The organism is Vibrio astriarenae, assembly GCF_010587385.1.
GTDB lineage: Bacteria > Pseudomonadota > Gammaproteobacteria > Enterobacterales > Vibrionaceae > Vibrio > Vibrio astriarenae.
The window spans coordinates 2,092,713-2,105,454 of sequence record NZ_CP047475.1 but is presented as its reverse complement, the minus strand read 5'-3'; the positions used below and the strand labels follow the sequence as shown (position 1 = coordinate 2,105,454).

Annotated in this window: 10 protein-coding genes; 6 read left to right on the top strand and 4 right to left on the bottom strand. The window is 46.3% G+C overall.

The genetic code is table 11. The features are described 5' to 3' along the window. Positions 1-145: 145 nt before the first annotated feature. From GT360_RS09825 to kdsB, 5 genes are read left to right on the top strand one after another with little or no spacing between them, the layout of a single operon-like run. Positions 146-2,245 carry a DNA internalization-related competence protein ComEC/Rec2 gene (locus GT360_RS09825; RefSeq protein ID WP_164648698.1) on the top strand — a complete coding sequence of 700 codons (2,100 nt, stop codon included), beginning with the start codon at positions 146-148 and terminating at the stop codon, positions 2,243-2,245. Between the two features lie 35 nt (positions 2,246-2,280). Next, on the top strand, positions 2,281-4,047 hold the full coding sequence (gene msbA / locus GT360_RS09820; RefSeq protein WP_164648697.1) for a lipid A ABC transporter ATP-binding protein/permease MsbA: 1,767 nt from the start codon (positions 2,281-2,283) through the stop codon (positions 4,045-4,047). After that, positions 4,044-5,051: a tetraacyldisaccharide 4'-kinase gene (gene lpxK, locus GT360_RS09815; RefSeq protein WP_164648696.1), complete on the top strand. Its 1,008-nt coding sequence runs from the start codon at positions 4,044-4,046 to the stop codon at positions 5,049-5,051. The genes msbA and lpxK overlap by 4 nt, the downstream gene beginning before the upstream one ends. After that, positions 5,032-5,214 (top strand): Trm112 family protein, encoded by a 183-nt coding sequence (locus GT360_RS09810; protein ID WP_164648695.1) that lies wholly within the window; start codon positions 5,032-5,034, stop codon positions 5,212-5,214. Before lpxK ends, GT360_RS09810 begins: the two co-directional genes overlap by 20 nt. Continuing rightward, positions 5,214-5,981 (top strand): 3-deoxy-manno-octulosonate cytidylyltransferase, encoded by a 768-nt coding sequence (kdsB, locus tag GT360_RS09805; protein ID WP_164648694.1) that lies wholly within the window; start codon positions 5,214-5,216, stop codon positions 5,979-5,981. Before GT360_RS09810 ends, kdsB begins: the two co-directional genes overlap by 1 nt. An 84-nt stretch (positions 5,982-6,065) precedes the next feature. On the opposite strand, the gene GT360_RS09800 is transcribed toward kdsB, so the two are convergent. The 3 genes from GT360_RS09800 to GT360_RS09790 are packed head-to-tail and all read right to left on the bottom strand — an operon-like array spanning position 6,066 to position 10,875. After that, a complete protein-coding gene (locus GT360_RS09800; RefSeq protein WP_164648693.1) occupies positions 6,066-7,604 on the bottom strand; it encodes a SpoVR family protein in 1,539 nt (512 codons plus the stop codon). Positions 7,605-7,613: 9 nt separating this feature from the next. Further along, entirely contained in the window at positions 7,614-8,885 is a 1,272-nt protein-coding gene (locus GT360_RS09795; RefSeq protein WP_164648692.1) for a YeaH/YhbH family protein, read from the bottom strand. Positions 8,886-8,940: 55 nt separating this feature from the next. Next, on the bottom strand, positions 8,941-10,875 hold the full coding sequence (locus GT360_RS09790) for a PrkA family serine protein kinase (protein ID WP_164648691.1): 1,935 nt from the start codon (positions 10,873-10,875) through the stop codon (positions 8,941-8,943). A 505-nt stretch (positions 10,876-11,380) separates the two neighbouring features. Here GT360_RS09790 and GT360_RS09785 point away from each other — a divergent pair. Beyond that, entirely contained in the window at positions 11,381-12,136 is a 756-nt protein-coding gene (locus GT360_RS09785) for a MipA/OmpV family protein (protein WP_164648690.1), read from the top strand. A 77-nt stretch (positions 12,137-12,213) separates the two neighbouring features. On the opposite strand, the gene GT360_RS09780 is transcribed toward GT360_RS09785, so the two are convergent. Next, the gene (locus GT360_RS09780) at positions 12,214-12,714 is read right to left on the bottom strand and encodes a YfbU family protein (RefSeq protein WP_164648689.1); all 501 of its coding nucleotides are present in this window, start codon (positions 12,712-12,714) and stop codon (positions 12,214-12,216) included. Positions 12,715-12,742: the final 28 nt, after the last annotated feature.

Below are 12,742 nucleotides of genomic sequence, written 5' to 3'. Positions count from 1 at the left end.
TCTCTTAAATCACTCTTGGTCGTTGCTCACTTTCTCTATCACACTGCTGTCAGTTCCATTTTGGCCTGCACTACCCGGCACTGGCTGGATATGTGCAGTTCTAGCGCTAACCTTGCTTTCCCTGAATTATAGACGGATGAGATATTTGTCTGTTGTTTTACTGGCCATGTTGTTGGGTATTGCACATGGCAAGTTCGCACAACAGCAAACTCAGAGACTATTTGAAAACGGGCTGAATATTACCATAAAAGCAGAAGTTGACAGCTTTTTTAATCAAATCAGACACGGTTATGAGGGGACGGTCTTGATCCGCTCGATAAATGGGCAGGAACTGTCTTTTTTTACACCAATAAAAATGAAACTAATCAGTCCTGTAGCGCATGAGTTAGGGGATGAGATTTATGCTCAAATAAAATTAAAACGCATTATCGGTAGACTGAATTCTCATGGATATGACCGAGAATCCATGGCGATGGTAGAGGGGGTCTTTGGAGCTGGCACTATCGATGAAAATTCCTCTTGGCGGGTTATCTCCGACACATCGATAAAGCAAAAGCTTTATCACCGGATTGGTCATGCGCTTAATGACTCTGAATATCTCGGATTAGTGCTCGCACTCACGTTCGGAGAGCGTAAAGATATTGCGCCTCAACAGTGGATTCAAATGCAACAGATGGGTTTGATCCATTTGATAGCGATCTCTGGTCTGCATATTCAACTGGTGTTTGCCTTGGGAGTCGTGATATCGCGCGTGCTGTTTAGTCGCAGTCTGTTCATCCGCTGGGGGCCTCACTTGGTTGGATTAGTGGTCGCGACGGGTTACGCATGGCTGTCGAGCTTTTCTGCCCCTACGACACGAGCACTGTTAACTTGCATACTGTTCACCATCATAGCGATGGGTAATCTGCATCTCACGCGAAAAAGTAAGTGGTTACTTATTCTTGCGCTTATGCTGGCTTTGAATCCTTTTTATGCGCTCAGTGCAAGTTTTTGGATGTCTTTTACTGCGGTGGCGACGATTTACTTGGCTCTATCTCAACATGGTTCTAAACCATGGTGGCAACTGGCTTTATGGATGCAGGGCTATTTGACTCTGTTCCTTGCACCGATTGCTGCCTATCTGTTCGGGGGGGTAAGTTTGAGTGCTTGGTTATTGAACCTGTTAGTGGTGCCAGTGTTTAGTGTCGTTGTGATGCCCAGTATTTTGCTCGCCTTACTGGTTGAGCTGAGTACGTTATTTGTAGGGCTGCAAACAATAGAGCCTTGGTATTGGGTTAGTTTTGCGCTGTGGCCACTAGCGCGGCTTTTTGAATTGGATTTGGGCTGGTGGCTACAAACCAGTAGAGTTGAGTTATGGTGGATTATCGTGTTGTGCGCATTGGTCGTATTGCTGCGATATATAACCCGTGGTGCGCTTTTGTGGATTGGTCTAACGTTGTTTTGGGTGATGAGTGAGTTCTTTCCGACGAAACGGTGGCAACTTGCGATGTTTGACGTTGGACATGGCTTGGCAATCGCGATTCGAGAACCACGACATCTGTACCTCTACGATGTCGCAGCGAGCTGGCCTTTAGGAAGTGTTGCTGAGCAGGTCATTATTCCATGGTTGAATTGGCAAGGCGTGTCCGAGATAAATGGAATTTTTATCAGTCATGATGATAACGATCACGCTGGAGGCGTGGCTATTCTGCGTGAAAAGTTTAGAGGTGCTCCGGTACTTGGCAGTCGAAATATGAACAGTGATCAGGCTTGTATTGAAGGCATTACGTTTGATCTTGAAGAGGTTTCGCTTGAGGTTGTGTGGCCACATCAACAGCCTGAGCGAGCTTATAACCCTCACTCGTGTGTAGTTCGTATTCGTGACAGAAAATTAGGCTTAACGGTGTTGCTGACGGGGGATATTGATGCGGTAAGTGAATACTTACTAAGTCGGAATGGATCAGCGATAGCGAGCGATGTGGTCATTGTTCCCCATCATGGTAGTCGAACATCCTCAACCAAGGCTTTTATTGAGACAGTGAAACCTAAGATTGCTCTCTCCTCTAATGCGTACCAAGGGCGCTGGAATTTACCGAATGAAGAAGTCGTAAAGCGCTATACTGATCAAGGTGTTGTTTGGTATGACACTGGCCGTGACGGTATGTTATCTATTGATGTTTACCACGATAATTGGCAAGTTACTCCACGCCGTACTGGCACAAGAAACGCTTGGTATAGGCAGATGCTGCGTAACCGAGTAGAATAGCCCCCTTAACTATCGCAAAAATAAGAAAACACGATATGTCTGTAGAAACCTCAGTCGATCAAGATGAGAAGACGTGGCACACCTTTAAAAGGTTGTGGACCTATATTCGAGAGTACAAAAAAGGCCTTGTAGTTGCTGTCATCGCTCTAGTGATTAACGCTATTGCTGATACTTATATGATTTCTTTGCTAAAGCCACTTTTAGATGAAGGCTTTGGCGATGCCGATTCGCAATTCTTGCGTACATTACCCCTGATAATTTTCGGCATGATATTTATCCGTGGTTTGAGTGGTTTTGTCTCTACATACTGTTTGAGTTGGGTATCGGGTAACGTCGTGATGCAGATGCGTCGCGGTATTTTCCGCCAGTTTATGCATATGCCGGTCTCTTTCTTTGACAAAGAGTCGACAGGCGGCTTGCTATCACGCATCACTTACGACTCGGAACAGGTTGCCAATGCAACGAGTGGAGCGCTGGTCAACATCGTGCGTGAAGGCGCAAGTCTTATCGGCTTGATGGTATTGATGTTTTGGAATAGCTGGAAGTTGTCTTTAGTCCTGTTCTTAGTGGCACCCATTGTTGCTTGGGGCATTGGGGTGATTTCGCGTCGCTTTAGAAAGATTTCTAAGAACATGCAAACTGCGATGGGTCATGTCACGTCGTCGGCAGAACAGATGTTGAAAGGTCACAAAGTGGTGATCAGCTATGGTGGCCAAGACGTTGAATCAGAGCGCTTTGATGGTGTAAGTAACCGTATGCGCCAGCAAACAATGAAATTGGTGGTCGTTCAAGGTCTGGCAAACCCAATTATTCAGATGATTGCCTCTATTGCGATTGTGACGGTTCTGTTCCTTGCGAGCTTTGATAGCATTCGTAACGAATTAACACCAGGTACGTTTACCGTTGTGTTCTCCGCTATGTTCGGCATGATGCGTCCATTAAAAGGCTTAACTAACGTTGCTGGTCAGTTCCAGCGAGGCATGGCGGCGTGTCAGACCCTATTTGGCTTAATGGACTTAGAGACCGAGAAAAACACTGGCAAGCATAAAGTGGACAGTGTGAAAGGCGATGTGTCGGTGAAGGACGTGACTTTCACCTACGAAGGCAAAGACTCACCAGCACTTAAAGAAGTCTCTTTTGAACTGCCTAAGGGTAAGACCGTTGCATTAGTCGGGCGCTCTGGCTCAGGTAAAAGTACCATTGCTAACTTATTTAACCGTTTTTACGATGTAGATTCAGGTTCGATTGAACTTGATGGCTACGACATTCGCGATTACGAGTTGAAAAACCTACGTGAGCACTTCGCTTTGGTATCGCAAAACGTTCACCTGTTTAACGATACGATAGCAAACAATATCGCTTACGCGGCAGAAGAAAATTATACGCGCGAGCAAATTGAAGAAGCGGCACGTCTCGCTTATGCAATGGACTTTATTGAAGGGCTAGATGATGGTTTAGACACGGTTATCGGTGAAAATGGTGCAAGCCTCTCTGGTGGCCAACGTCAGCGTATCGCGATTGCACGCGCTCTATTACGTGACGCTCCTATCCTGATTTTGGATGAGGCAACCTCAGCACTGGATACCGAGTCAGAGCGAGCGATTCAAATGGCGCTTGATGAGTTGCAAAAAGATAAGACGGTACTTGTGATTGCTCACCGACTATCGACCATCGAGAAAGCGGATGAGATCTTGGTGATTGATGAAGGCGAAGTGGTTGAGCGTGGCTCTCACACAGAGCTTATCAGCCAGCAAGGCGCTTATGCTCAACTGCACAAAATCCAGTTTGGTGAGAAGCAGTGATAGAGCGACTTTGGTATCAGCCAAGTGCGCTAGCAACATGCTTAAAGCCAGTTTTATGGCCTTTAAGCATGGTGTTCAAATCGATCAGTGAATCCAGAAAAGCGGCGTTTGAGCGCGGTAGTAAAGAGAGTTATCGTGCTCCAGTGCCAGTAGTGGTTGTGGGAAACATTACCGTGGGTGGCAATGGTAAAACCCCAGTGGTTATTTGGTTGGTGGAACAGCTACAGGCGCTTGGGTATCAGCCCGGTGTTGTATCTCGAGGTTATGGTGGCAAAGCCGAACAGTATCCTGTGATTGTGACTCCAGATGTGCGTGCAGAAGCTTGTGGCGATGAGCCTAAGCTTATCGCTCAACGCACAGGTGCTCCCGTTGCCGTCGACCCTGTCCGTAGCAACGCAGTGAAAGCGTTGCTCAAACACGATGTTGATATCATCATTACCGATGATGGCTTGCAGCACTATGCATTACAAAGAGACATTGAGTTCGTGGTTGTGGATGGTAAGCGTCGCTTCGGCAATGAGTCGTTTATGCCACTAGGCCCGTTACGTGAGTCGCTACAACGTCTCGATAGTGTGGATTTTATTATCAACAATGGTGGTGAGCCGCATAGAAATGAGATTCCAATGTTGCTGCAGCCGCAACTGGCGGTGAATATGGTCACTGGGGAAACCAAGAAGGTGTCTGAGTTAAAGAATTTAGTGGCATTTGCAGGCATTGGTCATCCGCCGCGATTTTTCAACACATTGACGACACTCGGCGCGTCTCTGGTGGCAGCACAGGGGTTTGCAGACCATCAGGCTTATGATCAACAAAAGCTCAGTACCTTGGTTGAAAAAGGTGACAATGTCATTATGACCGAGAAAGACGCCGTAAAATGTGGTGAAATTGCCCAGGATAATTGGTGGTATCTCCCAGTCTCCGCGGAGTTACCCAAAGAAGATGCCCAGCGCATCCTAGAACGAATTAAAGAGGTTAAAGAACAGTATGGATCACCGTTTGCTTGAGATTGTTGCATGCCCAGTGTGCAAAGGTAAATTGACTTACGATAAAGACCAACAAGAGCTTATTTGTAAGTTTGACCGTTTGGCGTATGCGATCAAAGAGGGTATTCCTGTTCTACTTGAAACGGAAGCTCGCTCTATTTCGATGGATGAGGGACAAGGGTAATGGCTTTTACCGTCGTTATTCCTGCTCGCTATCAGTCTAGTCGATTACCTGCGAAGCCTTTGGCGGATATCGCGGGCAAACCTATGGTGCAATGGGTTTATGAGAAAGCCCTGCAGTCTGGAGCCGACCGAGTCATTATTGCGACAGACGATGAGCGTATCGAAACGGTTGTTAAAGGCTTTGGTGGCGTAGTGTGCATGACCTCACCCGATCACCAATCGGGCACAGAGCGTTTGGCGGAAGTTATTAAACTGCTCAATATTGCTGACGACGAAATTATCGTCAACGTGCAAGGTGATGAGCCGCTTATTCCACCATCGATCATCCGTCAAGTTGCGGATAACTTGGCTCAATCTCAAGCGCCGATGGCAACCTTGGGTGTTGCCATTGAGGATGAAGAGGAAGCGTTTAATCCGAATGCAGTTAAGGTGGTGACAGATGCGAATGGCTATGCGCTTTACTTCAGCCGCGCCACGATTCCATGGGATAGAGACCAGTTTGCAGCGAAGCAGGGCGGCTCTCAATTAGAAGGTGGTTTAAAGCAACCTTTGATGCGCCATATTGGAATCTACGCTTACCGCGCTGGATTCATCAATACCTATGTGAGTTGGGCACCATCACAGCTAGAGCAGATTGAGTGTTTAGAGCAGCTGCGTGTACTGTGGTATGGTGAGCGAATCCACGTAGAGCTTGCGAAAGAAGCGCCGCAGGCGGGTGTGGATACACCAGAAGATCTTGAAAAAGTTCGTGAGATTTTATCGAAGTAGCCTTGTCTGTTCTGGATAAAAATGAAGCCCCTGAATGGGGCTTCGTTGTATATGAACCATCGTATGTGAACAATAGAAATCAGGTTAGATTTTCGCACCGTAATCGTGTCGTTGCGGGCAGGTCGCAAGGATTTCCCTTCTTCCGGTATCCTTTACTTCCTCAAGAATGACATCGAACCCCCATAAACGATAAAGGTGCTTCATTACCTCATCATGTCCCTTATCTAGCGGCACACGGTTGTGTGGCACATGCTGTAGAGTTAGAGAGCGGTCGCCGCGAACATCAACATTAAAAACTTGAATATTGGGTTCTAGATTACTCAAGTTGTACTGAGCTGCGAGCTTTTCGCGAATTTCACGATAGCCCATCTCATCATGTATAGCGCTCACCTCAATAAAATTACGTCTGTCGTCATCAAGAATTGAGAACAGCTTAAACTCACGTATCAGGTGAGGTGACAAGTATTGGCTAATGAAGCTCTCATCTTTAAAATTATGCATTGCGAAGTGAACCGCATCGAGCCAGTTGGTATCGACTAAATCTGGGAACCATTCGCGATCCTCATCGGTAGGCTCTTCACAGATACGCTTGATGTCCTTGAACATGGCAAAGCCAAGGGCATAAGGGTTAATACCACTATAATACGGGCTATTGTAAGCTGGTTGAGCCACAACACCGGTATGGCTATGTAAGAACTCGAGGATAAAGCGGTCACTCACGACGCCTTCATCATAAAGGTGATTGAGGATGGTGTAGTGCCAGAAGGTTGCCCAGCCTTCATTCATCACTTGTGTCTGTTTTTGTGGGTAGAAATATTGACTGACTTTACGCACAATCCGCACGATTTCACGTTGCCATGATTCAAGTAGGGGGGCGTTCTTTTCAATGAAGTACAGAATGTTCTCTTGTGGCTCTGAAGGGAAGCGAACTTTTTCGACTTCTTCCTCTTTTTCTTTGTTCTTAGGAACCGTGCGCCACAAGTCGTTGACTTGAGACTGCAGGTAAGATTCGCGCTCCTCTTGGCGCAACTTCTCCTCTGCGATGGAGATTTTTTCAGGGCGCTTGTATCGGTCAACGCCATAGTTCATCAAAGCATGGCAAGAATCGAGAAGTAGTTCGACTTCTGATACTCCGTACTTCTCCTCACATTTCGCGATGTAGTTTTTAGCAAACAGAAGATAGTCAATAATGGAGCTGGCATCCGTCCATGTTTGGAACAGGTAATTCCCCTTGAAGAAAGAGTTATGCCCGTAACAAGCGTGCGCCATAACCAGCGCTTGCATCGTCACGGTGTTTTCTTCCATCAAATAGGCGATGCAAGGGTCTGAGTTGATCACAATCTCATACGCTAACCCCATCTGACCATGTTTATAGCCTTGTTCGGTTTGGATAAATTTCTTACCAAACGACCAGTGGTTGTAGTTAATTGGCATACCGATACTGGAATAGGCATCCATCATCTGCTCAGAAGTAATCACCTCAATTTGGTTTGGGTAGGTGTCGAGTCTGTAGTGTTGTGCAACGCGTTTGATCTCTTGGTGATAACGCTCAAGCAGATCGAAAGTCCAGTCTGGACCATCGGGTAGCATGCGTGTCGAATCCGCGACTTTTTCTTCTATCATGCTGTCCTCCTAGACGTCTTCCTTGGCGAATAGCTCCCTAAATACAGGGAAAATATCGTCCGTTGAACGGATGTTTTTCATGGCAAAGTTACTGAACTCACTCTGTACTTTTTCATATTCGTGCCACAAGGTTTGATGTGAACGGCGAGTAATTTCGATGTATGAATAATACTGACAGGTCGGGAGTAGTTTGTTGACCAACAGCTCTTTACAGCGAGGAGAATCATCGGCCCAGTTATCACCGTCAGAGGCTTGTGCAGCGTAGATATTCCACTCAGAAGAAGGATAGCGATCATCGACGATCTCTTTCATCAATTTGAGTGCGCTTGAGACGATTGTGCCCCCTGTCTCTTGAGAGTAGAAGAACTCATGTTCATCCACTTCTTTAGCTTGAGTGTGGTGACGAATAAAGACCACCTCGACGTTTTCATAGCGGCGGTTCAAAAACAGATATAACAGCACATAAAAACGCTTGGCGATGTCTTTCGTCGCTTGATCCATTGAACCAGATACATCCATTAAACAAAACATCACGGCTTGGCTTGATGGTACAGGTCGTCGTTCGTAGTTCTTAAAGCGTAAGTCGAATGTATCGATGAACGGTACTTTATCGATTTTTCTTCTTAGCTCTTGGATTTCAGCTTTTAGACGCTGTTCTTCCATTAGCTGTGCTGGCTCGCGATTTTGGATTGCATCGAGTTCATCTTCGAGTTCGTTGATGAGTCGTTTCTTGCCAGCCGTCATTGCTGTGCGGCGGGCAAGAGATTGCTGTAGAGATCGCACAATTGCGATGTTAGAAGGCATACCGGCTGTTTGATAGCCTGCGCGATGTGTTTTCCATTCAGTGATTTTATTCACTTGGTTTTTTTCTAGGTTTGGTAGCTCCAAATCCTCAAACAGAATATCGAGATACTCATCTTTGGAAATCTGAAATACAAACTCATCTTGGCCTTCACCGTCTTTGCCCGCATCTCCTTCGCCAGCACCCCCACCGCCTTGGCCGCCTTTCGGACGCTCAATTTGGTCGCCTTTAGTGAACTGGTCGTTACCAGGGTGGACGCGCTCTTTTAAGCCGCCTTGACCTTGGTGAAATGAAGGTTCTCGAATGTCCTTTGACGGAATCGCTATATCCTCACCGGTTTCCGTATCGGTGATAGAGCGACGACTCACGGCATCGGTAACAGATTCTTTGATCTGCGCCTTATGCCGCTTGAGAAATCTTTGACGGTTAACAGCACTTTTGTTTTTGCCGTTTAAGCGTCTGTCTATAAATTGCGCCATAATCATCCCCTCAATCGAGCCCCTCAGCGTGCGCTGAGGGACACACTAACCACGATTATGATGACTTACGTACACGCAAGTACCACTCAGAAAGTAGACGTACTTGTTTCTCGGTATAACCTTTTTCCATCATACGAGCGACAAAGTCGTCATGTTTCTTCTGATCTTCAGAAGAGGTTTTTGCATTGAATGAGATGACAGGCAGTAGCTCCTCAGTATTCGAGAACATTTTCTTCTCAATAACGGTGCGAAGCTTCTCGTAGCTTGTCCAAACGGGGTTTTTACCATTGTTATTGGCACGCGCACGAAGGACAAAATTAACGATTTCATTACGGAAATCTTTCGGGTTACTGATCCCTGCCGTTTTCTCGATTTTTTCTAGTTCATTGTTAAGCGATGAACGGTCGAATAGCTGACCCGTTTCTGGGTCACGATACTCTTGGTCCTGAATCCAGAAGTCTGCGTAGGTAACATAACGATCAAAGATGTTTTGACCATATTCTGAGTACGACTCTAGATAAGCGGTTTGAATCTCTTTACCGATGAACTCCACATAACGCGGCACGAGATAGCCTTTCAAGAACTCCAGCAGTTTCTCAGCAGTTTCTTGAGGGAACTGTTCGCGTTCAATCTGCTGCTCTATGACATAGAACAGATGAACGGGGTTGGCGGCAACTTCTGTTTGGTCAAAGTTGAACACACGAGAAAGGATCTTAAACGCGAAGCGCGTTGAAAGACCGTTCATACCCTCATCGACACCCGCGTAGTCGCGGTACTCTTGGTAGCTTTTCGCTTTCGGGTCGGTGTCTTTGAGTGTTTCACCATCATAGACACGCATTTTCGAGAACAGTGATGAATTTTCTGGCTCTTTCAAGCGAGACAGAATACTGAACTGCGCAAGTAGGTCGAGCGTGCTAGGTGAACATGGTGCTTTGGAAAGCTCGGAATGGTCGAGCAGTTTTTGGTAAATTTTCACCTCTTCAGACACGCGTAAACAGTAAGGCACTTTCACGATGTATACACGGTCGAGGAAGGCTTCATTGTTTTTGTTGTTGCGGAATGTCTGCCACTCAGACTCGTTCGAGTGCGCGAGAATCATGCCATCAAACGGCAGGGCAGAAAGGCCTTCGGTACCGTTGAAGTTACCCTCCTGAGTCGCGGTGAGTAGAGGATGAAGTACTTTGATTGGCGCTTTGAACATCTCAACGAACTCCATCAAACCTTGGTTCGCTTTACAAAGCGCGCCAGAGTAGCTGTAGGCATCAGGATCGTCTTGAGAGAAGTGCTCAAGTTGGCGAATATCGACTTTACCCACGAGTGAAGAGATGTCTTGGTTGTTTTCGTCACCCGGCTCGGTTTTCGCGATCGCTACTTGGTCTAAGATTGATGGGCGTACTTTGACGACTTTAAACTTGGTGATGTCACCGCCAAATTCATGTAGACGTTTGGCCGCCCATGGTGACATGATAGAGCGTAGGTATCGTTTCTCGACGCCGTACTCTTCTTTAAGTAACTGGCCATCTTCACTGGCATCAAAGAGACAGAATGGATGGTCATTGACCGGGCTTCGTTCGCCATTCGCAGAAAGGATGTAGATCGGCATCTTCTGCATCAGGGCTTTGAGTTTTTCCGCCAATGATGACTTACCACCACCCACAGGGCCGAGTAGGTAAAGAATCTGTTTACGCTCTTCCAATCCTTGTGCAGCATGTTTTAGGTAGGAAACGATCTGCTCAATGGCATCTTCCATCCCGTAGAAATCTTCAAACTCCTTGTATCGAGAGATGACTCGGTTGGAAAAGATACGACTCAGTCTTGGGTCTTGGGCAGTATCAATAATCTCGGGCTCGCCTATCGCTAGCAGCAGACGTTCAGCTGCATTGGCGTAGACACTTTTATCGTCTTTACACAGGGACAAGAACTCCTGAATGGACAGCTCTTCATCCTTCGCCGCTTCATATCGTGATTGATAATGGTCGAAAATACTCATGGCTATTCCCCTCTGTTCCTTTTGCCTCAACCTCAAGGGTTGTTAATGGCAATTCACTCGCGCTCTTAGTTTTATACGTGATGTCAGTCTTTCTATATCAGGTCCATCAATCTATATGACCGACTTCGTTTGTTAAAAATTACGAGGAGGTAGGTAACGAACTTTACTGCGCACTACATCCATCGAAACTAATTAAAGTTCTAAACGTATACCTATAGCCTAGTAATGGTTTGGCAATTTTGCTTAACAATTATAGATTTAATGAACAAACAGCGGACTAGTTCAACATTGAAACCTTTTCCAGTTGTATTTTCCGACTTTGTTTACTTTTTTAGATCTTATGTGCATGAATTGTTGAAAAAATATTGCATTTATGCCTATAAAAAGGTGAACATAGGCTTAAGCAGCGCTATCAAACGCTGTGTCTGACTCATAACGCGGTGCAAAATAGAAAATGGAACAGCCTCCACCGCTATCTTGAATTGGCTAACTTCACGGAGAGATCATGTTGTATAACTCTAAGCGTCAGTTTTTACTCTTTACTGCCCTTGCGTGCAGTGCAAGTGTCAGTGCGGCTCCTTCGCCTTGGTCTGTGGGTGTCGGCGCTTCTTATTCCCCAGAAGTGTATATTGATACCGATTCAAATCGTACGGTGATTCCGATTATTGGCTATGAAGGAGAGCATTTGTTCCTGCGTGGTTTTTCGGCGGGCTACCGAGTTTTTCCACGCGGTACACCTCACAATTTTGTGTTCAGACTCCAATATGATCCTCGAACACTGGACCCAGGCGATTCAAGTGACCCTGATATCAAAAAGCTCGACAAGAGGAAGTCGTCAGTGCTGGGGGGCGCGAGTTACCAATACTTGAGTCGCTATGGCATGTTTGAAGTGTCTGCTGGTACTGATATTGGCTCAAGGCACAATGGTCTTTATGCGCAAACTTCCTACTCATATCCTATTCGAGGTGAACGTTGGGGAATTACCCCTAACATTGGTTACGCTTACAACAGTGAAAAGTTAAATCAGCACCTCTATGGAGTGAGCGCAGCAGAAGCGGCAAGAACGCGATTTGATGAGTTTCAGCCAGGGTGGGATGGTAACTTCTTTATTGGTGCATCGGGATATTACGGTATCACCCGCAGTATTCGCGTGATGGGGGCAATTCGCTACTCTAACTTAGAGGGAGACCTTGAAGAGAGCCCAATTCTAGATGCGACTCATGGTACGAGTGTGATGCTGGGGCTGACATACTCTTTCTAGGTTCGATATGATAGCCAATAAAAATGCCGTAACGGTTTCGACGCGTTACGGCATTTTTGTATGCGGGAGTTGGGTGATTAAGCGTTAAAAATCTGCTTAAACTCAGCTGCTGACAAGTGATATTGACGAGGGCAGTGGCGCCATGTCGCAAGCATACGGCGGTACTTATCAAGCATTGGCATTTGCGAGTTAAAGTGGTGATCGCCTTTATCAAATTGAGGGTAAAGGCCCTCAGAATCTACAAGGAAGCGCACATAGTGAACGTATTGCGCTTCAGTCGCCGCGTCAAAACCCAAGAACAGAAGGCGGCGCTGGTCGACGTCCGCACGCTCTTCTGCATCTAGCATTTTGTTCGACTCTTGCATCGCGTGATACATTTCCATGAAATCGATCACTTCACGACAAGCATCTTCCGTTAGGCGGCCGAAGTCTTTGTCTAGTTCACGCATTTGTAGCCCGTATCCACGCTCTACAATGGTTTGTAGACGTTGGTAACGACCTGAGTTCTCTGGGTCCATCTTCATCATCAGACGGTATTGATTTGATAGGATCAAACGTTGAGCGTTTGTCATTTCCATGGTTTAGAGCCTCTTTACTTTGTTGTCG

What these genes read in the sequence shown, in the direction of transcription:
- GT360_RS09800 (WP_164648693.1), bottom strand. Translation starts at nt 7,604, where the DNA reads ATGATAGAAGAAAAAGTCGCGGATTCGACACGCATGCTACCCGATGGT.
- msbA (WP_164648697.1), top strand. Translation starts at nt 2,281, where the DNA reads ATGTCTGTAGAAACCTCAGTCGATCAAGATGAGAAGACGTGGCACACC.
- GT360_RS09790 (WP_164648691.1), bottom strand. Translation starts at nt 10,875, where the DNA reads ATGAGTATTTTCGACCATTATCAATCACGATATGAAGCGGCGAAGGAT.
- GT360_RS09810 (WP_164648695.1), top strand. Translation starts at nt 5,032, where the DNA reads ATGGATCACCGTTTGCTTGAGATTGTTGCATGCCCAGTGTGCAAAGGT.
- GT360_RS09780 (WP_164648689.1), bottom strand. Translation starts at nt 12,714, where the DNA reads ATGGAAATGACAAACGCTCAACGTTTGATCCTATCAAATCAATACCGT.
- GT360_RS09785 (WP_164648690.1), top strand. Translation starts at nt 11,381, where the DNA reads ATGTTGTATAACTCTAAGCGTCAGTTTTTACTCTTTACTGCCCTTGCG.
- kdsB (WP_164648694.1), top strand. Translation starts at nt 5,214, where the DNA reads ATGGCTTTTACCGTCGTTATTCCTGCTCGCTATCAGTCTAGTCGATTA.
- GT360_RS09795 (WP_164648692.1), bottom strand. Translation starts at nt 8,885, where the DNA reads ATGGCGCAATTTATAGACAGACGCTTAAACGGCAAAAACAAAAGTGCT.